We start from the raw sequence: 24,255 nt of genomic DNA, 5'->3' as shown, positions 1-24,255 counted from the left end.
TTAGGATTTGTCGTGACAAGGCGTGTTTACCAAGCAATTTTTTTAATTAGCATTGTGGCTTTTACCCTTTTATTTGCTAAAGAAATAAAAGGTGGCGTTGTAAATTTATTCCCTCATGTTGATAAAGTCGCCCATTTTGGGATTTTTTTTATACTAGCTATAATAATGGATAAAGCGTTTAAACTTCCTTTATATACGCAAATACTTTTATTGGCAGGCTATGGCGCATCTATAGAAATAATGCAAGACGCACTCCCGTATAGGCAGGCATCACTCGGTGATTTTTTTGCTGATTTTGCAGGTGCTGCAAGCTACTTTTTACTTAGAGTAATTTTTACATCTCGAAAAAAGAACCCATATGGCTAATATTTTAATCGTTGGCGATGGTGCTATTGGCTTATTACTTAGCCACTTTTTAAGCGCATCGCATAATGTCAGTGTTTTAACTCGTAAAAGCTCAACAAATACCCGCTTTTATAGTCGAGGTAAGGGTGCATCTAAAAAAATTGACGCTCAATTTATTTCATTAAATCAGCTAAATAAAGCTACTGAATTTGATGTTGTTTTATTTACTGTTAAAGCTTTTCAAGTACTTGATGCGTTTTCACAAATAAAGCCATTTTTACCAATTCATTGCTCTGTTATACTTTCGCATAACGGAATGGGTAATGTTGATGAGGTAAATAGCCAACTAAACACCCATCAAGCACTCTACTTTTTAACGACAAGCATAGCGGGCTTTAAATCAAACCAATATATTGTGCAACACACTGGTGAAGGACAAAGCGTTATTGGTGGCTGTAATGAGCTAGCACTTCAAAATAGTGCGCCAATAACTGATATTTTTAAAGTAATACCCAACCTAACATTTACTAATAACATTCAGCAGCTTCGTTTTGAAAAACTACTCGTAAATATTGCCATTAACCCATTAAGCGCTTTAAGTAATGTAAGAAATGGCGAATTACGTGCACCTATGTACAACACAATAATTTTTAATGCACTCACTGAAGCATGTAATATTGCAAAGGCTCAAGGGCTTAATATTCCATTAATTAAAGCACTCAATACCGCTTATAAAATAATGGAGTTAACCGCAAATAATTACTCCTCAATGCAGCAAGATCTAGCGTATAACAGAGAAACTGAAATCTCAGCTATATGCGGCTATATTAGCCAGCAAGGTAAACTCCACAACATTAAAACACCTTACAACGATGAGTTGTTTGTCAAAATTCAGGCAAAAAAAGCGTGGTATAAACCACGCTTACATAAACTTTTAACTTTACGGGCGATAAACTTTTACAGTTTCGAAGCCCTGTTCGTGCAGCATAAGTGCCTGTAGTTGGCTCATTACGCCTCTGTCACAATATAAATAGTAGTCGGTGTCTTTTGGTAAATCACCAAACTTAGTCGCCAGACGAAAGAACGGTAAATGCACCACTTCAACACCGTCGATTTCTAGCGGTGCAGCTTCTTCTTCTTCTGGTGAGCGAATATCAACTACCACAGAGCCTACAGGTAAATCAGCAACCGATTCCGCTTCTTTAAGTTCTTGTTTGGCTTCAACGTCAATATCACGCACATCCATTATACGTGCGTTGTTTACAACGGTATCAAGTACATCAAAGTCGAACTTTTCTTCTTCACCAAGAATAACGTCTATTTTGGCTTTAACCGTTGGCTTTTTAGAAATAACACCACAGTATTCAGGCATTGTTTCTGCCATTTCAGCCGTACCAATTTGGCGAGCAATATTAATAATTTCTTGCTTATCGTGTTGAATGAGCGGACGTAAAATAAGCGTTTCAGTAACACGGTCAATCACGCTTAAATTCGCTAATGTTTGACTAGATACTTGGCCAATACTTTCACCAGTGACAAGTGCCTGAATGTTTAACTTGTCGGCAACTACACTCCCTGCGCGCATCATCATACGTTTAAGTACAACACCCATTTGGCTGTTTTCAACGTTTTCTAAAATTTCAGCAACAACAGGTTCAAAATCAACCGTTACAAATTTAACTTTATGTGTAGAGCTGTATTTTTTCCATAAGTAGTAACTTGCTTGCTTAACACCAATTTCGTGCGCTGCGCCACCTAGATTAAAGAATAAAAAGTGTGTACGTGCACCTTTACGAATCATTTGATAACTTGCTACGCCAGAGTCAAAACCACCTGACATAAGCGACAACACATCTTCTTGAGTTGGCAGCGGAAAACCAGCCATACCAAAATGCGTTTGCGAAACAATGTAAGCTTTGTCGTCTTTTACTTCTAAACGTATTGTTACTTCTGGACGGCTAAGTTTAACGCTTGCGCCTTCAATATGTTGATTCAATCCACCACCAACATAACGCTCTAAATCAGTTGAGGTAAAGTCATGTTGACCTATACGCTTAGCACGAACACAAAAGGTTTTACCTATAATTGTATGCCCAACTAACGCTATTGTTTTTTGGTAAATATCATCAAGAGTTTCGAATTGAGTTTCGGTTACTTCAATAAATTGAACGATGCCAGGTATGCGTTTAAGGCTTTCGATAAAATCTAAACGAACTTGCGCATCTTCAAGCTTTGTAACAACTGAAATATTATCCCAGTTATTTCTAACTTGTACTTTTTCGTCAACACGGCGCAATACAATTTTAATGTTATTTTCTAACACTTTAGTAAAGCGTTTACGGACTGAACGGCTTTTAATGGCTATTTCAGGATGTAGTTTGACGATAAATTTAAGCATAGTTCACTCTTAGACTGCGGGAATTCGCGCTCCCAGGCATTTGGCGCGCGATTATAGCAAAAAATTCAGCGTCTAGGAAACAGCCAATGATTAGCAATTAGGCAACAGTTTGCGCGTGTTGTGCTAATTCGGTGTATTTTTCGCGTAGCAAGTTCATTTTATCGATACTTTTATCAGTACTATACGCTCTAAACAATGTGAGTACTTTTAAAATACCGTGATATATATCTTGCTCAGCAAGGGTACCGCTTGGCCTACGGGCTTTTATATAAGGCGTCCAAAAGCTAACCGTTAACTTAAGCGTATGGGCTAAATCAATGACATCTTGCTCATCAATTGCAATCATTTCACTGTCGCGAAGCCCCAGTATAATTTTTCGCACTTGTTCTAATAATTCGAGTTGGAAATCAATGTAAGCTTGCTTCAAATCAGCGTCTCTGGCGAGTATATCGCCGAGGTTGTCGTAAAAAATGATAGCGCCACATCAATTCAAACAACGAATCTAAATAAGCTGTTAAGTGGTTAAATGCATCGTCATTTTTGTTGATAGGTTTAAATTGCGTACTTAAATGATCGCGATATAACGCAAAAATATGACGAATAATGTCTTCTTTATTTTTAAAATGGTAGTAAAGATTACCGGGGCTCATTCCTAAATGCGACGCTATATGATTGGTTGATATTGCACGCTCACCTTGCTCGTTAAATAACGAAATACTGGTGTGTATTATTTTATCCTTGGTATTCATACGCTAATACTCTAATTATCTTATGCACTACATTACACTAAAAATAGGCCACGCAGTATAAACAAATATTATCGATTAAAACACACTTACTCCTTAACCATCATTAGGAACTGAGTAAATAATCTATTTGGGCAAAGCTGATTTGTGCCCTAAACACTGTTAAACTAACGCTAAAATAATAAATAGTGAATATTATGAACGTTACTGCAATTTACCCAGGCACTTTTGATCCGCTTACCAATGGGCACACAGACTTGATTCACCGTGCTGCAAAAATGTTTGATACCGTATTAGTTGCTGTTGCCCACAACCCAAGTAAAAAACCCTGCTTTACCCTAGAAGAACGTGTTGAACTTGCTAATACCATTTTGAGTCATTTGGGTAATGTTAAAGTTATCGGATTTTCAGGCTTGCTGGCTGACCTTGCGCGCGATCATAATGCTAATGTGCTTATTCGTGGTATTAGGGCTGTATCTGATTTCGATTATGAATTTCAGCTCGCAAATATGAACCGTCGCCTAAACCCCGATTTAGAAAGTGTATTTTTAACACCCGCAGAGCGAAATTCATTTATTTCATCAACACTCGTTAAAGAAGTAGCACGTCACAATGGTGATGTAAGCGAGTTTGTGGACCCTGTAATTGTCAAAGCGCTAAAAACTAAATTGGGCTGTGGTGCCCAGTAGTAATTTACTGCGTTAGCGCATAACTTGTATGCGCTAATTTAGCTTTGATACATAGGTTGGATCTTAAGAAAACTTGAAGTTGAACTCTGTTAATGATCAAATAGTTACGCCAATAAAAACATGACTAAAAACAGAGTTCACATGCAGATTAACCAAGTTTCAAACCAATTAAAAGCCCTTATCTCAGAAAAACACCTCATTGAGCTTGCAAAAACCTCTGGATTTCAAGTTCGACACCGTTGCCTGTCGATCGTTTCTCTGCTCAAAGCCGTATTTAAAAGCTTATCTTGCCTGCAAGACGCTAACTTGTCAGATATCCATCAAAACTTGCGAACGCAGGCTGATTGCACGATAAGTTATAAACCCTTTCATAATCAAATTCGAAAACCAGCCTTGACTGAGCTTGTCCGTGAGCTCGTTATTCAAGCGATGTCTAAATTGACTGTAAACACGCTGGATAAAACCTTTTTACCCAGCGAGGAATACAGCGAGTGTTATTGCAAGATGGTTCTTCATTTGCTCTACATGATGAATTAGCGCAGGTTTTTGCTGGTCGTTTTACTGCTGTAAGTCCTGCCGCAATTGAGTTGCACGTTACCTATGACCTATTTAATGAACAACCCTGCGAAATAGATATTCGTCCTGATGTTGAAACTGAGCGCGCCTTTTTACCAGGTAGCCACACACTTGAAGATACGTTATTACTTGCTGATGCTGGGTATTTTGACTTAGATTACTTTGAGCAAGTAGCTCAAGATGGCGGATATTTTTTGATCAGAGCAAATAAAAACATTAACCCAATCGTTACATCAGCTTATTGCGCGGGTATAGAACTTAAAGAAAAGAACATTAAAATCAAAACGTTACTCGATAAATTCGCAAGCCAACCACTTGAATTAACAGTACGTTGGAAGAAAAATGGGCCCGAGTACAGGCTTATCTATTTACCGAATGAAAAGCGCCCCGTTTTCCTTGTTACTAATTTAAAAGAGGCACAGTTTAGCTTTGACGAACTACTCGATATATATGCAACTCGTTGGCAAATTGAGTTGTTTTTCAAAGAACTAAAGTCATGGAATAACCTTAAAGGGTTCATCACACGAGATCCTCATATTGCCGAATCATTGGTTTGGCTGAGCATACTGCAAACACTTATCAAGCGTTTTATCTGCCATAGTGCAGCGGGTATGTTTAAGTGTGCGATCTCGACATTTAGAGCGAGTAAGTGCAGTTATCTTTGGTTGGATGATATTCTGGATTGCATAGAACAAACACGGTGCAGCCATAAGATACATCGTGTATTTGAGCTACTAGCGGTAAATTGTAAGCGGCAAAGCATTGAGAAAAACAATGATATTTGCCGTTTTAAGATAGGAAGTCACACGGTCTGTGTTCCTTAAGAACTAAGCTATGAGCTTTGATATAGATGATGTCTTTAATTTTTTAATTAACCAAACCAGCTTCAGTAAGTCTTTATTGATAATTAATATTAGTGCCATCGTAATATCAATAATAGGCATAAGGAAACCATACAGCATCCACAGCCACCAAAAGTCCCAATTGCCATAAAGAGTATTATCAATATACATACCCATAAACAGTGAGGCATTGATACAAAGCCCTACAATAAGATAATAAAATCCGTACGGTATTTTACGTCCTAAAAAAATACGCCACATAAGAATAGCGGCAATTGTTAGTGCATCAAATATAAACAACTTTAAATGTGGAGCTGCAGTAGTTATGTCCATAAATAAACTAGATGTGTACGAAGCCATCATAATAAAGCAAAGGTGAACTCGGCTTTTATCTTGCTTATTAATAGCAATTGATAGAGTGAACAAAAAAGCAAAAACAAAAAGCCATGTAATAAGTATTCCAAAATATTCATTAATTGAATTTAATTGCCAAAATAGACCCTCCATTCTATTCAACCTTTTTATGAATGCTTTTTGTACTGCCAAATAAATAACGTTTTAATGCAACCAAACCTAAAAAGTCTTTATTAATTAGGAGAGCTAAAAGCATTGTTAAATCAGAAATTATTTGCCCGATTACATACAAGGCCCAAAACCACCAGTAGTCTAAATTTCCTAAAACAATACTGTCGTAGTGCATTCCAAAAAAACAAATGCGTTAAAGCTAAGTCCAACTAAAAGATAATAAAAGGCTATAGGGAGGCTTTTACTAAAATAGCTCCGCCATATAATCAGAAAAAATATAGTTACGATATCAAATATGAAAAGGGTCAAATGAGGTGTGTTGCTAAAGGGATCCATAAAAATACTTGAGGTGTAAGATACCACCATAATGAATGCAAGCTGTGTGCAGCTTTTGTCATACTTGTTAATGCTAATAGACAAATTATATAAAAAAGCAATAACAAAAGACCATGTAATAAAAATAATTATATAGTCGTATAAACCAGCCAGCCTCCATAGAAAGTCAGGCATGGCGTGACCTGTTAAATTTTTCAGTTAAAAATTTAGTAAACTTAACTAAACCTAAAAAATCTTTGTTAAAAAAGAGAATAGTTACCATTGTGAGATCGACTAAATTGATAACTATTAAATAGAAATTCCAAAGCCACCAATAATCAACATTATCTAGTACATAAATATCATAGTGCATAAAAAGGTGCAGGATTGAATTTATAGTCAAACCAGTTAGAAGATATATATAGGCAACATCCTTTTTTAGAAATCGCCTTAGAAGTGTAAGAGCTATAATAGTTAAAATATCAAAACATAAAAAATCAAGATGAGTTACCGTACTCATATTTGTAAATATACTAAATGAATATGAAACACTCATAATCAAAGACAAATACACTTTTTCTTTATTAGGCTTATTAATCGAATGAGCAAGGGAGTACAAAAAGGCCATAAGGAATCCCCATTGTACAAATGCACCTATGTAAAAAGAAACTGTTGGGCTAATTAAAAGTTCATTCAATATTTTTCAACTTTTTAAAGTTCAATGCAGCCTCTCTTTTAAAAATGGTATTTTTATTGAATACTAGTGAAAGAATCATTAAAACATCGAACATATTTCCGCCAATAGAATAAACACTCCAATACCACCAAGGCTCATAGTTATATAAAACGTATAGGTCATAATATATTACGAGGGTGAGTACAGCATTTATTGTTAACGAAATTATGATGAAGTGAAAAGCTACAGAACGTTGGAGTACTTTGAAGCACTGTAAAGTTAACAGAGCTAAAATTGTAATGAAATCGTAGAGTGCCCAGCTTAAATATAAATTTTCTAATAAATCTATGTAGCCACTAAAAATATATGAGCAGAGCATAAGCGTAGATAAATAAACGGGAGACTTACTTTCCTTATTTATATTAGTAGCTAAACAGCATAAGAAAGCCATTAAAAAACCCCATTGGGAGAAAGCTCCTACATAACCCATTAAGGCTTCAGTAACGTACATTTTAAACTAGATTAATTTATGGGTATCGTGTGATTTGAAGTAGCTGAGGGTTTTGTTCTTTAACTTATGAAGACCTAGAAAATCTCGATCTACTATTAATGCAACAATCATAATAAAATCAACGATATTAACTGTGAATGTATAAACATCCCAGAAAAACCAGGGTTCATTAGTTTCATTTATAAATATATCACCGTACATCAGCAAACTAAAAATTGAATTTATTATTAGTCCTGAAGTTATATACATCATAGACGGTGACGTTCTCTTTAATAGTTTGTATGCTAAAAACAAAGCAGTAACAGTGGCATAATCATAAAGAGCCCAGTCAAGATAAACGGTGCTTTTAAGTGACAACCAATTAAAAAAATAGTCTGATACAGTATAAGAAACCATCATAATAAAAGAACTGAGTAATAATGTTGTTTCTCTTTTTAGGCCTATCGAGTAAATAAATACGTTAAAAAAGAAGGCCATCAAAAACCCCCACATAGTAAAGGCCGATAGAGAGAAAAAGCCAAAGAACTCAGTTAAAAACATTCATAACCTTTTATTATTTAGGTCTTATAGGAACTATAATTCCACCACGCTGTAAATCAGTACTCGCAGCAGTCATCGCCTCTTGAGAGAAGCTTACTGTATCAGATTGAAGGGTTTTAGGGCTAGCAGTTTGTTCCATTGCAGGCTTTAATTGTTGTGTTTTATTATATGCTTGCATTTGTACTTGGTTATTCGCTGAAATTTGCATGTTATTAATCCTTATAAAATTATAGTTTGCGCAACTTTTATCACGCTATTATATAGGTAAACATGTTACCTGTTTTAATCTAGGTAGCCATTTTTGCCACCCACCTATAATAAAGCAACCTGTATGCCAACTTTATTTGACACTTTAAAAATGCAACAGATCAAACCAGTTTGTTTTAGATATAAAAAAACGCACAGGGATAACCGTACGTTTTTTGTATCCAGGGAGTTTAAGCCACGTATTTACACGGGATCTCCACACTTTTACTTGGCTTTAAAATAAATTCCATAGCAACTTCATCGCAATTTTCTTTACGAAGACAAAGCTCACAATCTTTCATTACTTTTTCTGGCAAACTGTCTTTAGTGCAAAAGGTAAAGCGCTGCTTTTCGAAAAAGTCAGGCACACGCGTTAGTACAATAACTCTATTCAACGCCAGTTTTTTAGCTTTAATTAACAAATGCTCAACGAGTTGCCGCCCCTGCCCAGTAACAACGCTTTGAGGATCAATACCTAAAGAGCGAATTTCAGCAAGACCTGTATCATATATATACAGCGAGGCACAGCCCGATACCTTACCGTTAATTTCAGTGACCGCAAATTCATTTATAGAATGCACCATGTCACTTTTAGCTCTAGGTAGATTTTCGCCAACTGTAGCCCAATGCTGAATGAGCTTAGCTATAGATTCAACGTCATCTAGATTTGCATCACGAACCGTTATTTGCTGTTTTTTTGGCTTCTTTAATTGCACCAGTTACTTGCTCAATCGATGTGCCGCCAAGAGCTTGGCGCGCTTTTATACACGCATCAATTTCTAATACCGGGTATACATCGTCTTCAAAAACATCATTAACTGATTTGTATTGCTCAAGCGAAAGCTCTTCTAGCGTTTTATTTTCGCTAATAGCAAGCTGAACAAGGACGCCTACAATGTGGTGCCCCTCTCTAAAAGGTACGCCTCTTGCGACGAGATAATCAGCAAGCTCTGTTGCATTAGCATGACCGCCTTTAGCAGCAGCAAGTGTACGATCTCCTCTTACCTTAACGCCCTTAATACAAGCTTGTGCCATATGAATACACGCAAGCCATGTTGGCATAGCGTCAAATATACCTTCTTTATCTTCTTGCATGTCTTTGTTGTAAGCAAGAGGGAGTGCTTTTAAGGTCATCATCATCGCACTAAACGCGCCAAATACACGACCCGTTTTACCACGGATAAGTTCTAATGCATCAGGGTTCTTTTTCTGTGGCATAAGCGATGAGCCCGATGTCACGTTATCTGCAAGCTCTATAAAACCAGCTTCACCCGAGTTATAAAATATTAAATCTTCTGACATACGCGATAAATGAATCATCGAAATCGATGCACAGCTTAATAACTCTACAACAAAATCGCGATCAGAGACGCCATCAAGACTATTTTTAGTCGCACCAGTAAAACCCAAACCTTGCGCAAGTGCTTGACGATCAATTGGGTAAGCAGTACCGGCTAATGCACCACTTCCTAGTGGGCAAAAATTCATGCGCGCTTTCGCGTCTTGCAAGCGACTTTCATCACGCTCTAGCATTTCTACGTAAGCCATACACCAGTGGCTAAATAATACTGGCTGTGCTCGCTGTAAATGAGTATAACCGGGCAATATAGTACCAAGTTCACGCTCAGCTAAAGATACAAACTCGCCTTTAAGTTGCTCAATTGCTTTTAAAATATGCTCAGCGGTATCACGGCACCATAATCTAAAGTCTGTTGCGACTTGATCATTACGGCTTCGGCCTGTATGTAATTTTTTAGCTAAATCACCTACTTTTTCGATTAATGCAGCTTCAACATGCGAGTGAATATCCTCTGCGCCCGATGTAGCTACAGCGAGTGGATCAGCTTTTACTTCTTCAAGTAACTCATACAATGCTGCAACGAGTTCTTTGTGCTCATCACTCGATAACACATTAACTTGCTCAAGTGCGCCAGCCCATGCCACAGAGCCGATAATATCTTGCTCTGCTAACTGATAATCGAAGGGAAGAGAGTCGTTAAATTGCTTAAACGCCTCATCTGGACCCGTAGAAAAACGTCCGCCCCATAATGCCATGAAATATCTCCAAACCCTGTATTGCCCCTTTTACAGGGGCGTAATAATTTACTTTTTAGCGAGTGCTGAAATTCTGCTTGAAAGCGAGAATAAACGAATAAAGCCTTCAGCGTGTGATTGGTCATACACATCATCTTCACCAAATGTGGCAAATGCTTCGCTATATAAACTATTTGGCGACTGCTTTTGAACCGCAGTTACTTGACCTTTATATAATTTAAGTACGACTTCACCTGTTGCCACTTTAGAAAGCGCTTCTGCACCGGCTAAAATAGAATCTTTAAGTGGTGTAAACCAGCGGCCGTCATATACTAAATGCGAAAATTCACCACCCAGCACTTCTTTCCATTTACGGCTTGCTTTATCAAGCACTAGCTCGTCAATTGCTTGAAGTGCTGCCATGATAACTGTACCGCCGGGCGTTTCGTAGCAACCGCGTGACTTCATGCCTACCAAACGGTTTTCTACAATATCAACACGACCAACACCATGAGGTGATGCAATATCGTTTAATTTAACTAAACAGTCATATGGTTTAAGTTCTTCGCCATTTACAGCAACCACTTCGCCTTCAACAACTTTTAAAGTTACGAGTTCTGATTTATCTGGTGCTTGCTCTGGAGAATTAGTCCATGTCCATACTTGCTCAGTTGGTTGACACCATGGGTCTTCAAGCTCGCCACCTTCGTGTGAAATATGCCATGCGTTAGCATCACGGCTGTAAATTTTTGTCGCTGATGCTGAGCACGGAATGTCACGCTCCGCCAAGTAATCAAGTAATGACTCACGGCTCGATAAGTCCCACTCACGCCATGGCGCAATTACTTTTAAATCAGGTGCGAGTGCTGCAAAGCATGATTCAAAACGAACTTGGTCATTACCTTTACCAGTACAACCATGAGAAAGTGCATCGGCACCTACTTTACGCGCTATTTCAACTTGCGCTTTAGCTATAATTGGGCGCGCCATAGAGGTACCTAATAAATAAGTGCCTTCATAAATTGAGCCCGTTTTAAGTGTTGGGTAAATGTAATCACTTACCATTTCATCTTTTAAGTCAACTACATAACATTCAGATGCACCAGAGGCAATTGCTTTAGCTTCTACGCCTTCAAGTTCTTCTGCGCCTTGACCTACATCTGCAACAAACGCGATTACTTCACAGCCGTAGTTTTCTTTTAACCATGGCACGATAGCCGACGTATCAAGACCACCTGAATAGGCTAAAACGACTTTTTTAATTGAACTCATAGGTGTTCCTTAACAAAATTTGGATTTAATAATGTAACTAGCAGAGCATTTTGCGCGTGCATACGATTCTCTGCTTGTTGAATAATTTTAGATGCTGGACCATCCATTACCTCTGAGGTAATTTCAAATTCACGGTGCGCCGGTTGGCAGTGTAATACCGTCGTAGCACCGGTTTGATCTAGCAATGCCTGATTTAGCTGATATGGCATATACTTGGCTTTAACTTGCTCAATTGGTGTTGTATTACCCATTGATACCCAAGTATCTGCGTAAACAACATTTGCGCCAACAGCAGCTTCAACGCGATCACTCACCATAACTGATGCACCGTTCATTGCTGCAATCTGCTCTGCTTTTTTAAGTATTTGTGAATCTGGTGAGCACCCTTTTGGTGTTACAGCTACAAAATCTGTACCTAGTGTAGCTGCTAACAACATCAATGAATGAGTTACGTTATTACCTTCACCTAAGTAAGCAACTTTAAGCTCACTTACATCGCCATGTACTTCTTGAAGCGTTAAAAAATCAGCGAGTGCTTGGCACGGGTGGTACAAATCACACAAACTATTAACCACCGGTACCGATGAATATTCACCTAATGTAGTTAACGTACTGTGTTGATTAACACGCGCTACAATCCCGTCAGCCCATGTTGAAATATTAAGAGCGAAATCTTTAATTGATTCGCGTGCACCCATAGCGCCATTTTGCTGATCTAAATAAACCGCGTGACCGCCCAGGCGATTAATACCTATATCAAATGATAAACGCGTACGTAAACTTTGTTTTTCAAATAACGTTACAACCGATTTACCAGCTAATACTTGGCTGTATTTCTCTGGTTTTACTTTAATGTCTTGCGCTAACTTTAATAAATTAAGTGCGCCTTCTTGGTCTAATTCTAAACCGGTTAAAAAATTCTTAAACATAATAAACCTATGGTGTAATTTTAGTTCCGACATGCTTGCCTTCAAGCAAGTCAGTTAAATTTTCTGGCTTTTGCCAGCTGGAAATATACACACCGCGTCGTAAATGTTGGGCAGCGTGAAGGCTGGTCTTAACTTTGACCTCCATCCCGCCCACAATTACTCCTTCATCTATTAAAGTATCAATGTGTTTTGTGTCAAGTTGATGTAAGGGCTGCTTATTTACGTCAAGCACCGCTTCTACATCAGTCATAAAAATAAGTTCTGCGTTTAAATTACTAGCAATAGCCGCTGCAGCTTCATCAGCATTTACGTTATACCAAAGGCCTTGCTCATCAAAACCGATAGAGCTAACGATCGGTAGCCTGCCAATTTTAAGTAAATCGTTAATAATAGAATCATCGTTGCTTGTGCATTTACCTACTAAACAAAGTGCTTTTAACTTTTGAGTAGCAGTAACACCCGCTTCATACAAACTTAACCCAATCGGTTTATGCCCTGCACTAATAGCCTGAGTCATTAATTGTTTATTGGCACAACCTGCTAGTGCACCTACGATGTAAGGCATTTGCTCTGCAGGGCTGATACGCAAACCTTGGTGCTTAGCACTGGCAAAACCAGCTTCTTTTAGCCAAGTATCAACAAGTGCACCGCCACCGTGTACAATTACAAACTGAGCATTTTGTTGCTCATTAAGTACATCAAACAATGCTTTAGCCGCGTTTTCTGTATTAAGTACAGCACCACCTAGTTTAATAACCCACGTTTTTTTACTCATTTAAAACGCTCCTTTTAAGCCCGTGGTATGCTCTAAATTCATTGATAGATTAATACACTGTAAAGCTTGCCCTGCAGCGCCTTTTAATAAATTATCTATTGCTGCAATAACAATTAATTGCGATCCTTGTTGCTGCCAACCAATATCAACATAAGGTTGCTTAGCTACACCTTTTATTGATGGGATTTTATCGCCTAATAAACGAATAAGTGGCTCATCGGCAAGTACCTGATACGCTTGTGTTACTTGCTCACTTGTTACCTCAGGCTTTAACTGCACATAAATAGTTTCTAAAATACCACGAGGAAAATTGCCTAAGTGCGGCGTAAATAAGACTTGGTGACCAAGATGTTGCTCAATTTCAGGACCGTGACGATGATTAAATAAACCATAGGGAGTAAGCGAAACCTCGCAAAAATGCGTGCCAACACTTGCTTTACGTCCAGCACCGGTAACTCCCGATACCGCATTAATAATAATACTCTGTTCGCTTAATAAACCGGCTTGTTGCAAAGGCTTTAATGCATTTAGTGCAGCCGTTGGGTAGCATCCAGCAACAGCGACTAACTGTGCATTGGCAATAGCTTCACCATTCCACTCAGCTAAACCATAAGCAGCTTTATTTAATAGCTCAGGATGTTGGTGCTCAAAACCATAATATGTAACGTAATCATCATTGCTTGCAAGGCGATAGCCACCAGATAAATCAAATACCTTTTTACCCATTGCTAAAAAACGCGGTGCTAAATCAACACTCACTTTATGGTCTGTACATAAGCACACATAGTCAGCACTAGTTTGAATGTCATCAAAAGCTGATTCACCAAGAGGGAGTAATGGTAAGTCGAGCAAGCCTAGATGTTCAGGATATAAATCACTTAGCAATTTATTTTTATCTAAGCTACCTTCTGATACATAACAACCCGCTAAAGTTAAGTTTGGGTGTTTAGCAACTAAACTTGCTAACTCTGCGCCGCTGTAACCGCTTGCGCCAATAATCACTACATTCATTTGTTACTCGTTATCTTAAAATTAGTTGTTACTTGTCTATCTTGTTCGCTTAAACTAGCCTTGGCGCTAATTTAGCCTTTTATTAATGAATTTTGATTATCGTCGCATTGTTTTCATAACGTTACTTTAATATATTTATGCTTAAAAAGTGAATTGATATTCATCATAAATACTTTTATATTGTTATGCAATTAAATTGAATACTTATTTTGGATTTTTTTATGCCTTTGCCATCGTTTATTTCTATGTATCAACAATTGATTGCAGCTCCGTCTATCAGTGCAATTGAAGATAGTCAGTGTATGAGTAATAAAAGCGTAATTGAACTACTTGCGAGGTGGTGCGAAACACTTGGCTTTACATGTGAAATCATTGAATTAGAAGGAGGTAAAGGTCGCTATAATTTATTAGCTAAACGTGGCAAAGGAGATGGTGGATTAATGCTCGCGGGCCACACCGATACTGTCCCGTTTGATGATAGTCGCTGGAATCATAATCCGTTTAAGCTTACCGAACTCGACAATAAATTATATGGGCTCGGTAGCATTGATATGAAAGGTTTTTTTGCGTTTGTATTACAAGCAATTAGTGAACTTGATGAAAAGCAGCAAACCCAGCCTATCTTAATACTCGCCACTGCCGACGAAGAAACCACAATGGCAGGTGCACAGCAAATATGTAAGCACCCAAATTTAAAACCTGCGCGATGTATAATTGGTGAACCTACTGATATGACACCGGTATTTACACATAAAGGACATATGAGTACAGCGATTAGAGTAATTGGACGCTCAGGTCATAGCTCTGATCCCGAACGTGGTCTCAACGCCATAGAAATCATGCATAAAGTGACTTCAAAATTATTGATCTTAAAAGAGCAGTTAAAGCATAAATATTCATTAAGCCACTTTGAAATACCTTACCCAACATTAAATTTTGGTAATATTCATGGCGGCGACAACGCTAACCGAATTTGTGCTTGCTGCAGAAATGCATATAGATATGCGCCCATTACCAGGTTTGAGTGTAAAAGAGTTACAAGCATTAGTACTTGATGCAACGAAAGAGATAAATCAACAATACCCTAATGCGGTCAGCGTAATTGATTTACACGAGCCAATACCGGCCTTTACTGGCAACACCAACAGTGCTTTAGTGATATTAGCTGAAAAAATAGCAGGGCAAAAAGCAATAGCTGTTAATTACTGTACTGAAGCACCTTTTATTCAGCAATTAGGGTGTGAAACAATCGTTATGGGGCCGGGCTCAATAAATCAAGCCCATCAGCCTGATGAGTTTTTAGCAATGGAAAAAATAAAACCGTCACAAAAAATTATCAGTAACATTATTAAAGCCAGCTGTTTTAATATCAATTAACTTAATTAAGTGCCCTATTTTGAGATAAAAAAATCTTATCGATTACAACAGAAAATAATTATTTAGAGCAACTAGATACAAAATTTTTTGCCTAGTTCTAGCGTAATTTCCTTAACGTTAAATAGACCCTATATTTAAGCAGATTGGTATTACTCCTGTGTTCATACAGTTGTAAATAAGAAATTAGCGTTAGGTTTAATCCCTCAAGTTTATTAAGTAACCAAGTAAAAAAAGACGCAATTAAGCGTCTTCTTGTTTTAAATTACACCCTATTAGCTACATATACTTACTGAGGTACTTTTTAAATACAGGATCTGTTTTAGCTAGTTCTTTTTGCTCGGCTAAAATATCTTTTAAAATAGCGCCTGATGTAAGTGGGTTTGCAAGGACCACTCTAAATACAACAGTAGGTTGATTATCGTATTTAGATGGCGTTAGGCGTGTACGTGATACAAACGAGCGACCAGACTCCCGCTGACGCTTTTGCATACTCGCAGTAAAACGATTAAGTGATGCAAAAATGTCTAAACGTGTTGTTACATCAGCATCTTTTATTGCCTGCTTAATCTGTTTAGGTACATAACGATACGTTAGTAAACACAGCTCAGGCTCTGAAATAAGTTCGAAATCTTCATCTGCTTTAATTAAACCAGCAAAATAATGTGCTTTTTTTATACTACGATCGATTAACATCTCGTAGCCTTTGCGACCAATAACACGTAAGCAAGCATGTACTAACATCGCCATACCTGGGCGACTACCTTCAAGCGTGTGGCTACCTAAGTCTTTTGAACCTTTACGTAATATATACTCAGCATGGTGCTCTATTGCATCAGTTGCAGCAGGATCTTTAAATAAAACTAAACCAGCGCCCATGGGTACATACATTTGTTTGTGTGCATCAATGGTAATTGAATCTGCTCGCTCAATTCCTTTTAATAAAGGACGATGCGTGTTTGATAAAAGCGTCGCTCCTCCCCATGCAGCATCTACATGAAAATGGCAGTTAATATCTTGTGCCAAATCGGCCATTTCGTCCAGTGGGTCAATATTACCGGTCTCGGTTGTCCCCGCGACCCCAATAATGGCCATTACTTTAATGCCTTGCGCTTCAAGCTCACGTGCTTTTTCGCGCATCGCTATTACATCGACTTTATTATTTTCGCAGGTTTTAATACCAATTAAGTTATCGCGACCAATGCCGAGTAAATCAACCGATTTACCTAATGAATAATGTCCACGTTCTGATATTAATACCGCTAAACCTTTATAGCCATAATGCAGCATACCGGCAATTAAGCCTTGTGCGCCTATACCTCTAAAATCGCCATCCGGTTTTAATAAACGGTTTCGCGCAATCCAAAGCGCAGTAATATTAGCAACCGTACCACCAGAGCAAAATGCACCTAATGAGGTTTTAGCACTGTGCATCCATTTAGAATAAAATGAGTCTTCTTGCCCATAAGCTAGATGATGCATCATCCCAAGTACTTGACGTTCAAGAGGCGTAAACGCTTTAGATGTTTCTATTTTTACTAGATTTTGATTTAGCCCTACCATCAGTTTTGACAGTGGTAATAAAAAATGCGGCAAAGCAGAGGTCATGTGACCAATAAAGCTAGGCGCAGCTGTATGCACAGAATGCGCAACAAGTTGCTCCATAATGTCTTGGGCATAAGCAGATACAAACGTTGGATCTTCTGGGATCACTGCCGATTGAAAGTCTTTTTCTATTTCATGTAATGGTTTTTCAATTGCCGCAATATTTTCGTTTAAGAAACCTGCTAAATTACTCGAAATTTCAAGCTCGATTTTGCTTAAAGTTGAGTCTGGCGCTTCAGGTACAGTAAATATACGCTTAAGGCTTTCTTTAGAGGCGACGGCACAACGCTTTTGATCCATCTCAATACCTAGTGTGTGTGTAGCTAAAACACGTGTTTGTCTATGAAACACGCCAAACTAAGACGTTATTTTAAGTAACAGTGTTTTTAATTAATTGCGCTAACTTTACTGCAATATAACTAAAATGTCTCGCTTAAAGCCATAAAAGCAGACAAAGACATGACAAAAAAGTGATAATTTAATTAATATTTAAGCCTTGCCAATAAATAAGAATTAATTATTGGGCATTTATATATTTTGCGTATAATAAAAAAATAACAAAAAAGGGACGCACATGCTAAAAGGAAGAGTAAGGGTAAGTTGGTTAATGGCGGGTTTTAGCCTATTTTTAATCAGTTTACTTACCTACGTTTATTATACTTACCAAACAACACGCGCAGATATAATGCACTCTGTTGATACGCGCTTACTTAACGCAGCCACCAGTGTTAAGCATATACTCGGCGATACATACCTAAATAAAGTTAATCAGGGAAAAACGATTAGTTTTTCTGATTATCAAAAAAGAGTAAGCAACTTTCTGACTTTGCCCAAGCACTCAACATTGCTTATGTATACGCGATGGTACTTCAAGATAACAAAGTCTACTTTAGTGCATCGAGTTATACAAAAGAAGACCAAAGCAATGGCAAAGTAACCCAGTTTTTAGATCTTTACCCTGAAGCCACTAAGGCGAACATTAGTACTTTTTATTCGACAGAGCCTGTATTTGAAATATCAGCAGATCAATGGGGACATTTTAAAACTATTTTTATCCCTTATGTTGATAACACTAATGGTAAAACCTACATAACAGGTGCTGATATCACCATTTATGATTTAAACCAAAAACTTAAAGAAAGTGTATCAAAGGCGGCCGCTATGGCGAGCTTCTTTTTTCATCGCTATACTTGTTGCAACTATTTATATTTACTTACTCAAACGATCTTTAGCAACAGACTCCAGTACGGGCTTTGCAAATCATATAGCGCTTGAATACTTCCTAAAGCAAAGTAATGCGCACCATATGCAATTAGCTGTTATTTGGATTAACGAAATTGAAGACATAAATAGCTTTTATGGCACTGAAGTGGGCGATAAAGTAATGAAGAACTTGCTCATGCATTTTAAAAGTCGCTGCTCTGCTCGTTGTCATATTTATCGCTTAGCGACCAATAAACTGGTATTACTTGCACCAAAAGAAATTCCGTACGATGAGTTTAACGACTTAATCGAAACCTACAACTTTAATACCCCACTATTAACCGACCCGTTTATTTATATTACGTTGTGTGCCGGTATAGCCAGCGGTAACAAATCTTTGTTATTAGAAAATGCCCATATTGCGGCACTGCAAGCCAAACAAGGTCGCCATACCGTTGTTAATTACTCAAAAGCACTTCACGATGTAAAAGTGCAATATCAATACAATGTAGAAATGGCTAAAGAGGTTCGTGAAGCATTTGATAACAACCGTATTGTCCCTTACTTTCAACCTATTATTGATATAAACACTAAACGCGTAGTGCAGTATGAATGTTTAGCGCGCATGGTTACAGCAAGTGGTGAAATACTCAAGCCAGAGGCTTTTTTAAATGTAGTTACCCGTTCAAGAATGGATGGCTTGTTAACTCGTACTATATTCTCACAATGTATTAGCCGCTTTAGAAAAACAGATATTTGCTGGAGCTTAAATATAACCGCGCAAGATATGCTTGATCCTAGTTTGAGCGAATTTATAGCCGACGAATTAAAACGTTATCCACACCCGAGTAACATCACCTTAGAATTATTAGAAACACAAGCTATAGCTAATTTTTCAGAGGTAAAAGCATTCATAGGAATGGTTAAAACAAAGGGTGTAAAAGTAATCATTGATGATTTTGGCAGTGGTTATTCAAATATTTCTAACGTACTAAAACTTGAAGTCGATGGTATTAAGCTAGATGGGGCCTTAATAAAACAAATTGTTAACGATAAAGATATCTATTTGTTTATTGAACACATAGCAAGCTTTGCAAACCAACTTGGCTTACAACTCACAGCCGGTTCAGTAGAAAATGCAACCATAGTGACCGCACTGAAAAAAGCGAATGTGACGCTGATGCAAGGTATTTATTTTGCTCCCCCAGCGCCACATGTTAATTCTCAAAGTGATGAAGAACTAATGAGTTAAATTGGTCATTAAATTAATAATGAGTCGGTGGCTTTGCTGGCCACTGGCCCAGTATTTACGCTCAAAAGGCGTAATTGCATCGTCTGACTCATAAAGCGTTACATCGCAAGGGTTGCCTGTTAATTCAAGTGCCCTAGCAAACTCCTTAACGTAAATATCCCAATTGCTGCGCACTTCTAATTGGCCACCTAACTTAACAATAAATGGAAAAATAGCCGCGCCATGCCAGCGTCTACGAATATGCTTAGACTTAGGCCATGGATTTGGATACAACAAGTAATGGTGCGTAGGTTGCCAATTAGCAGCAACCGCTAAACGCCAAAAATCATTTAAATCAGCTTGAACTAAAATATATTGCCCGCTGTCTGTTTGCTTGTACTCAACATCGTGCTTATCTAATCTGTGTGATGACTTATCAATACCAATGACAAGTGCATCAGGATGGCGCTTAGCTAAGTTAGCTGAGCTTTCACCCACGCCACAGCACGAGTCTAAAATAAGCGGGCCATTAAAGGCCTGTACTTTAGCGTTTACTTCATCAAATGCGGCCTGAGTATGCGCTGCAATCGGTTTTTTAAACTCTGCCTCTAAGTGCTTATTTACTATTTCATCAAGCTTTTCGTGAATACCCGCTTGATTAGATACAATACTACGTGAATTTGCATCACTCATTAGTGTCTTAGCCCCACACCTTTTTTAATTAATGTAAGCGCTAATGTAAATAACGCTGTTATAAATACTAAAATAACCCCAAGCGCCACGCTTAAATCGACATCCGACACGCCTAAAAAGCCATAACGAAATGCGTTAACCATGTAAATTATAGGATTGATTTGTGATACATTTTGCCAAAATTCAGGCAATAACGATATAGAATAAAACACCCCTCCTAAGTAGGTTAATGGCGTTAGTATGAAGGTGGGGATAATGCTTATATCGTCAAAGCTATTTGCATAAATTGCATTAATTAAACCACCTAAAGCAAATACAGCCGAGGTTAAAATAACGGTCGCCATAATTACAAAAATATTATGAATTTGAATATCAACAAATAACAACGACACACAGGTAACTATAAAGCCCACCATAATACCGCGCGTCATACCACCGCCCATATAACCAAGCACGATAATGTAGTTAGGCACAGGTGCAACTAAAAGCTCTTCAATGCTTTTTTGAAACTTTGTTGAATAAAAACTAGAGGCTACATTGGAATAGGAATTAGTAATAACCGACATCATTATAAGACCAGGTACAATAAACTCCATATAACTAAAGCCGCCCATATCACCAATACGTGAACCAATTAAGTTACCAAAAATAACAAAATATAAGCTCATCGTAATTGCTGGCGGCACTAAGGTTTGTACCCAGATACGTAAAAAACGAATACACTCTTTAATCCATAAACTCTTTAAGGCTACGCCATATTTAAACATTTATTCGCCCCGCCCTTGCTCTAGTAATCCTACAAATAACTCTTCTAGTCTGTTTGCTTTATTTCGCATACTCAATACTGTATTTCCTTGGGTTGTTAATGCGCTAAATACCGCATTTAAGCCCTGTGATTTAGCGACTTCTACTTCAACAGTATGATCGTCCGTCATCGTAAACTTATAACCTTCAAGCGTGACAGGGTTTGCTGGCATTTTTAAATCTAAAATAAAGGTTTCTTTATCAAGCTTTGCAAGCAGTGCTTTAATGGTGGTGTTTTCAACAATTCGACCAGAATCAATAATCGCTATGTTTTTACACAGTAACTCAGCTTCTTCAAGGTAGTGTGTGGTTAAAATAATAGTAACGCCTTGCTCATTTATTTGGCGTAAAAAATCCCACATTGAACGACGAAGTTCTATGTCTACACCCGCTGTTGGCTCATCAAGTATAAGTAATTTTGGCTCGTGCATAAGGGCGCGTGCAATCATTAATCGACGTTTCATTCCGCCTGAAAGCGTACGAGCTTGCTTGTCTTTTTCTCTAACAACCCCAGCTGCGCTAGGTATTTATCAGCACGTTTATGGGCTTCGCCACGTGGCACACCATAATAACCGGCTTGGTTAACCAGTATTTGGCTAAGCGTTTCAAACTGGCTAAAGTTAAACTCTTGCGGCACTAAGCCTAAATGCGCTTTTGCAGCTTCTAAATCAGTATCAATATCACAGCCAAATACTTCTACTTTGCCTTTTGTTTTATTAACAAGTGACGAAATAACACCAATAGTAGTTGATTTACCAGCTCCATTTGGACCAAGCAAAGCGAAAAAATCGCCCTCTTCAACTTGTAAATCAACGCCTTTAATAGCCTCAACACCATTTTTATAAACCTTGGTAAGGCCTTCTATATTTAAAGCAATATTTTGCTTATTCATTACTTACCCTCACCATAACCCCAACGTTTTGTTAGGTTATGCTCAATATTTAAATGATCTAAAATTCTCGCCACCATAAAATCAACTAAGTCTTCAATACTTTGTGGCTTATGATAAAAACCAGGTGCGGCTGGCATAATTGTTACCCCTAAACGAGATAACTTAAGCATGTTTTCTAAATGAATTTCGTTAAATGGTGTTTCGCGAGGCACTAAAATGAGCTGTCCGCGTTCTTTAATTACCACATCAGCGGCGCGCTCTAATAAATTATCAGACGCCCCCACTGCAATTGCAGAAACCGACCCGGCACTACATGGGCATACTACCATTTTTTTAGGAGCAGCAGAGCCCGAAGCCACAGGGCTAAACCAGTTATCTTTACCGTATACTTTTAGCTGTTCAGGTTTGGCATTAAACAGCGTACTTAACTGCTCAGTGGCTTTATCTTCATTACCAGAGAGCTTGATGTTTGATTCTGTATCAAGCACCACTCGCGCAGCACTTGAGATAAGTACGTAAACTTGAAATTGCTGCTCAAGCAATACTTCAAGTAACCTAAGCCCATAAGGCGCACCTGATGCACCACTAAAAGCGAGCGTAATTTTATCTTTAAATTGCACGTTATTCTCCGCTGTATTTAGCAGCTAAACCATTAACAAGGTGTTGATGAAGGCCATTAAAACCGCCATTGCTCATAATTAAAATGTGTTGATTAGGCTCAATATTTTCAAGCACTGTATCAATAATTGTTTGTGTACTGTTAAAGCACTGCATACCCGCTTTATCTGCTTGTTCTTTTAGCGACCAATTTAGATTCTCTGGTTCAAAAAGTAGTACCTCGTCAGCATCACGCAGTGAATCTAATAATGTATGTTGGTGTACGCCCATTTTCATGGTGTTTGAGCGCGGCTCTAAAATAGCGATAATTTTTTCATAGCCTACTTTTGCGCGCAAGCCCGCAAGCGTTGTTTTAATTGCCGTTGGGTGATGCGCAAAGTCGTCATACACTTTAATATTATTTATATCAGCCTTAAGCTCCATACGCCTTTTAGGGCTAATAAATTCTCCTAACGCATCAATACTATGATCAATGGCTATACCCACATGGCGCGCAGCAGCTATAGCCATTATCGCATTTTTAACATTATGCTCGCCTATTGCTTGCCAGCGAACAACTCCCTGCTTTTCGCCATTAAGTAATACATTAAACTCACTACCATCGGCTTTTATTAGCTCATAATTCCAATCAACACCGAGCGTTTCGCTTTCGCTCCAAAGCCCTTGTGCTATTACGTCATTAAGCGCTACGTCTTGCTTTGGCCAAATTACCTTGCCGCTTTGGGGTAATGTACGCATTAAGTGATGAAATTGTTTTTTTATTGCGTTTAAATCTTCAAAAATATCAGCATGATCAAATTCAAGGTTATTTAAAATAAGCGTACGCGGGAGGTAATGCACAAACTTACTGCGCTTATCAAAAAAAGCTGTGTCGTATTCATCGGCTTCAATAACAAAAAATGGCGTTTCGCCCACTTTCGCTGATATACCAAAGTTTTGTACTATGCCGCCAATTAAAAACCCAGGCTTTAAGCCAGCGTATTCTAATACCCATGCCAACATACTCGCTGTGGTTGTTTTTCCATGGGTCCCTGCTACAGCAAGCACCCATGAGTTTTGCAATAAATTATGTTTAAGCCATTCAGGACCTGAAGTATAAGGCAGACCTTTATCAAGGACATATTCAACACACGGGTTACCACGGCTCATTGCATTACCAATAACCACCATATCAGGCTTTGGATCTAATTGAGATACGTCATAGCCTTGGGTTAATTCAATACCAAGATCTTCAAGTTGCGTACTCATTGGCGGGTAAACGTTTTGATCAGAGCCGGTTACTTTATGACCCAACGATTTAGCTATGGCTGCAATACCACCCATAAACGTGCCACAAATGCCCAAAATATGTATATGCATATACTTTCCTTAAATCGCGTGACCACTTTACAGTAATGTAAAGTTT

The 24,255-nt window shown here is 38.1% G+C and carries 18 protein-coding genes and 6 pseudogenes; 7 read left to right on the top strand and 17 right to left on the bottom strand.

What is annotated here, in order from left to right; all coding sequences use genetic code 11:
- The first annotated feature begins 12 nt into the window (after positions 1–12).
- Together P4S71_RS13190 and P4S71_RS13185 are read left to right on the top strand one after the other, a co-directional pair.
- A complete protein-coding gene (locus tag P4S71_RS13190; RefSeq protein WP_096792606.1) occupies positions 13–366 on the top strand; it encodes a VanZ family protein in 354 nt (117 codons plus the stop codon).
- Entirely contained in the window at positions 359–1,345 is a 987-nt protein-coding gene (locus P4S71_RS13185; protein ID WP_337150824.1) for a ketopantoate reductase family protein, read from the top strand. Before P4S71_RS13190 ends, P4S71_RS13185 begins: the two co-directional genes overlap by 8 nt.
- Here P4S71_RS13185 and thiI read toward each other — a convergent pair.
- Both thiI and P4S71_RS13175 read right to left on the bottom strand, forming a co-directional pair.
- A complete protein-coding gene (gene thiI, locus P4S71_RS13180) occupies positions 1,286–2,743 on the bottom strand; it encodes a tRNA uracil 4-sulfurtransferase ThiI (protein ID WP_337150823.1) in 1,458 nt (485 codons plus the stop codon). The two genes, P4S71_RS13185 and thiI, sit on opposite strands and share 60 nt — an antisense overlap.
- 97 nt (positions 2,744–2,840) lie before the next feature.
- Positions 2,841–3,492, bottom strand: a pseudogene (locus P4S71_RS13175) (TetR/AcrR family transcriptional regulator).
- Positions 3,493–3,686: 194 nt separating this feature from the next.
- Here P4S71_RS13175 and coaD point away from each other — a divergent pair.
- The 3 genes from coaD (at position 3,687) to P4S71_RS13160 (ending at position 5,578) form a co-directional block, all read left to right on the top strand.
- Positions 3,687–4,178 (top strand): pantetheine-phosphate adenylyltransferase, encoded by a 492-nt coding sequence (coaD, locus tag P4S71_RS13170; RefSeq protein WP_007377838.1) that lies wholly within the window; start codon positions 3,687–3,689, stop codon positions 4,176–4,178.
- A 141-nt stretch (positions 4,179–4,319) separates the two neighbouring features.
- Positions 4,320–4,715: a hypothetical protein gene (locus P4S71_RS13165; RefSeq protein ID WP_337150742.1), complete on the top strand. Its 396-nt coding sequence runs from the start codon at positions 4,320–4,322 to the stop codon at positions 4,713–4,715.
- Positions 4,670–5,578: an IS4 family transposase gene (locus P4S71_RS13160; RefSeq protein ID WP_337119403.1), complete on the top strand. Its 909-nt coding sequence runs from the start codon at positions 4,670–4,672 to the stop codon at positions 5,576–5,578. Before P4S71_RS13165 ends, P4S71_RS13160 begins: the two co-directional genes overlap by 46 nt.
- 3 nt (positions 5,579–5,581) lie before the next feature.
- Here the strand turns inward: P4S71_RS13160 and P4S71_RS13155 are convergent, their stop codons facing one another.
- The 9 genes and pseudogenes from P4S71_RS13155 to argC all read right to left on the bottom strand — a co-directional run bounded on the left by P4S71_RS13155 (position 5,582) and on the right by argC (position 14,430).
- Complete coding sequence (locus tag P4S71_RS13155; RefSeq protein WP_337150822.1) at positions 5,582–6,103, bottom strand: hypothetical protein; 522 nt, start codon at positions 6,101–6,103, stop codon at positions 5,582–5,584.
- A gap of 1 nt (position 6,104) precedes the next feature.
- A pseudogene (locus P4S71_RS13150) lies at positions 6,105–6,631 on the bottom strand (hypothetical protein).
- A gap of 998 nt (positions 6,632–7,629) precedes the next feature.
- Positions 7,630–8,163 carry a hypothetical protein gene (locus P4S71_RS13145; protein WP_337150821.1) on the bottom strand — a complete coding sequence of 178 codons (534 nt, stop codon included), beginning with the start codon at positions 8,161–8,163 and terminating at the stop codon, positions 7,630–7,632.
- 13 nt (positions 8,164–8,176) lie between these two features.
- Positions 8,177–8,371, bottom strand: a complete 195-nt coding sequence (locus P4S71_RS13140) for a hypothetical protein (RefSeq protein ID WP_337150820.1) — start codon at positions 8,369–8,371, stop codon at positions 8,177–8,179.
- 229 nt (positions 8,372–8,600) lie between these two features.
- Positions 8,601–10,464, bottom strand: a pseudogene (gene argH, locus P4S71_RS13135) (argininosuccinate lyase).
- A gap of 48 nt (positions 10,465–10,512) precedes the next feature.
- Positions 10,513–11,715, bottom strand: a complete 1,203-nt coding sequence (locus tag P4S71_RS13130; protein ID WP_008166173.1) for an argininosuccinate synthase — start codon at positions 11,713–11,715, stop codon at positions 10,513–10,515.
- Positions 11,712–12,644 (bottom strand): ornithine carbamoyltransferase, encoded by a 933-nt coding sequence (locus P4S71_RS13125; protein WP_007377845.1) that lies wholly within the window; start codon positions 12,642–12,644, stop codon positions 11,712–11,714. Before P4S71_RS13125 ends, P4S71_RS13130 begins: the two co-directional genes overlap by 4 nt.
- Positions 12,645–12,651: 7 nt before the next feature.
- Positions 12,652–13,419 (bottom strand): acetylglutamate kinase, encoded by a 768-nt coding sequence (argB, locus tag P4S71_RS13120; protein WP_337150819.1) that lies wholly within the window; start codon positions 13,417–13,419, stop codon positions 12,652–12,654.
- Positions 13,420–14,430: an N-acetyl-gamma-glutamyl-phosphate reductase gene (argC, locus tag P4S71_RS13115; protein ID WP_008134869.1), complete on the bottom strand. Its 1,011-nt coding sequence runs from the start codon at positions 14,428–14,430 to the stop codon at positions 13,420–13,422.
- 221 nt (positions 14,431–14,651) lie between these two features.
- Between argC and argE the strand changes: the two are divergent.
- Positions 14,652–15,807 (top strand): annotated as a pseudogene (argE, locus tag P4S71_RS13110) (acetylornithine deacetylase).
- Between the two features lie 276 nt (positions 15,808–16,083).
- Here argE and panP read toward each other — a convergent pair.
- The gene (panP, locus tag P4S71_RS13105; RefSeq protein ID WP_337150818.1) at positions 16,084–17,709 is read right to left on the bottom strand and encodes a pyridoxal-dependent aspartate 1-decarboxylase PanP; all 1,626 of its coding nucleotides are present in this window, start codon (positions 17,707–17,709) and stop codon (positions 16,084–16,086) included.
- Between the two features lie 274 nt (positions 17,710–17,983).
- Here panP and P4S71_RS13100 point away from each other — a divergent pair.
- Positions 17,984–19,864, top strand: a pseudogene (locus P4S71_RS13100) (bifunctional diguanylate cyclase/phosphodiesterase).
- On the opposite strand, the gene trmB reads toward P4S71_RS13100, so the two are convergent.
- The 5 genes and pseudogenes from trmB to mpl form a co-directional block, all read right to left on the bottom strand.
- Positions 19,853–20,536: a tRNA (guanine(46)-N(7))-methyltransferase TrmB gene (gene trmB / locus P4S71_RS13095; protein WP_096792594.1), complete on the bottom strand. Its 684-nt coding sequence runs from the start codon at positions 20,534–20,536 to the stop codon at positions 19,853–19,855. The pseudogene P4S71_RS13100 and the gene trmB sit on opposite strands and share 12 nt — an antisense overlap.
- Positions 20,536–21,303: an ABC transporter permease gene (locus P4S71_RS13090; RefSeq protein ID WP_007377852.1), complete on the bottom strand. Its 768-nt coding sequence runs from the start codon at positions 21,301–21,303 to the stop codon at positions 20,536–20,538. The genes trmB and P4S71_RS13090 overlap by 1 nt, the downstream gene beginning before the upstream one ends.
- Positions 21,304–22,232, bottom strand: a pseudogene (locus P4S71_RS13085) (ABC transporter ATP-binding protein).
- Positions 22,232–22,852, bottom strand: coding sequence for a flavin prenyltransferase UbiX (locus tag P4S71_RS13080; protein ID WP_033030926.1), 621 nt, complete (start codon positions 22,850–22,852; stop codon positions 22,232–22,234). Before P4S71_RS13080 ends, P4S71_RS13085 begins: the two are co-directional and overlap by 1 nt.
- Position 22,853: 1 nt before the next feature.
- Entirely contained in the window at positions 22,854–24,209 is a 1,356-nt protein-coding gene (gene mpl, locus P4S71_RS13075; protein WP_096792591.1) for a UDP-N-acetylmuramate:L-alanyl-gamma-D-glutamyl-meso-diaminopimelate ligase, read from the bottom strand.
- Positions 24,210–24,255: the final 46 nt, after the last annotated feature.

Origin of the sequence: Pseudoalteromonas sp. B62, from assembly GCF_037162565.1 — a bacterium.
GTDB lineage: Bacteria > Pseudomonadota > Gammaproteobacteria > Enterobacterales > Alteromonadaceae > Pseudoalteromonas > Pseudoalteromonas fuliginea.
The sequence above is the reverse complement of the archived record's forward strand: the minus strand, read 5'-3'. Positions and strand labels throughout refer to the sequence as shown.

Bases quoted from the DNA above. Each gene is read 5' to 3' on its own strand.
- P4S71_RS13185 (WP_337150824.1), top strand. From the start codon at position 359: ATGGCTAATATTTTAATCGTTGGCGATGGTGCTATTGGCTTATTACTT.
- thiI (WP_337150823.1), bottom strand. From the start codon at position 2,743: ATGCTTAAATTTATCGTCAAACTACATCCTGAAATAGCCATTAAAAGC.
- coaD (WP_007377838.1), top strand. From the start codon at position 3,687: ATGAACGTTACTGCAATTTACCCAGGCACTTTTGATCCGCTTACCAAT.
- P4S71_RS13165 (WP_337150742.1), top strand. From the start codon at position 4,320: ATGCAGATTAACCAAGTTTCAAACCAATTAAAAGCCCTTATCTCAGAA.
- P4S71_RS13155 (WP_337150822.1), bottom strand. From the start codon at position 6,103: ATGGAGGGTCTATTTTGGCAATTAAATTCAATTAATGAATATTTTGGA.
- P4S71_RS13145 (WP_337150821.1), bottom strand. From the start codon at position 8,163: ATGTTTTTAACTGAGTTCTTTGGCTTTTTCTCTCTATCGGCCTTTACT.
- P4S71_RS13140 (WP_337150820.1), bottom strand. From the start codon at position 8,371: ATGCAAATTTCAGCGAATAACCAAGTACAAATGCAAGCATATAATAAA.
- P4S71_RS13130 (WP_008166173.1), bottom strand. From the start codon at position 11,715: ATGAGTTCAATTAAAAAAGTCGTTTTAGCCTATTCAGGTGGTCTTGAT.
- P4S71_RS13125 (WP_007377845.1), bottom strand. From the start codon at position 12,644: ATGTTTAAGAATTTTTTAACCGGTTTAGAATTAGACCAAGAAGGCGCA.
- argB (WP_337150819.1), bottom strand. From the start codon at position 13,419: ATGAGTAAAAAAACGTGGGTTATTAAACTAGGTGGTGCTGTACTTAAT.
- argC (WP_008134869.1), bottom strand. From the start codon at position 14,430: ATGAATGTAGTGATTATTGGCGCAAGCGGTTACAGCGGCGCAGAGTTA.
- panP (WP_337150818.1), bottom strand. From the start codon at position 17,709: ATGGATCAAAAGCGTTGTGCCGTCGCCTCTAAAGAAAGCCTTAAGCGT.
- trmB (WP_096792594.1), bottom strand. From the start codon at position 20,536: ATGAGTGATGCAAATTCACGTAGTATTGTATCTAATCAAGCGGGTATT.
- P4S71_RS13090 (WP_007377852.1), bottom strand. From the start codon at position 21,303: ATGTTTAAATATGGCGTAGCCTTAAAGAGTTTATGGATTAAAGAGTGT.
- mpl (WP_096792591.1), bottom strand. From the start codon at position 24,209: ATGCATATACATATTTTGGGCATTTGTGGCACGTTTATGGGTGGTATT.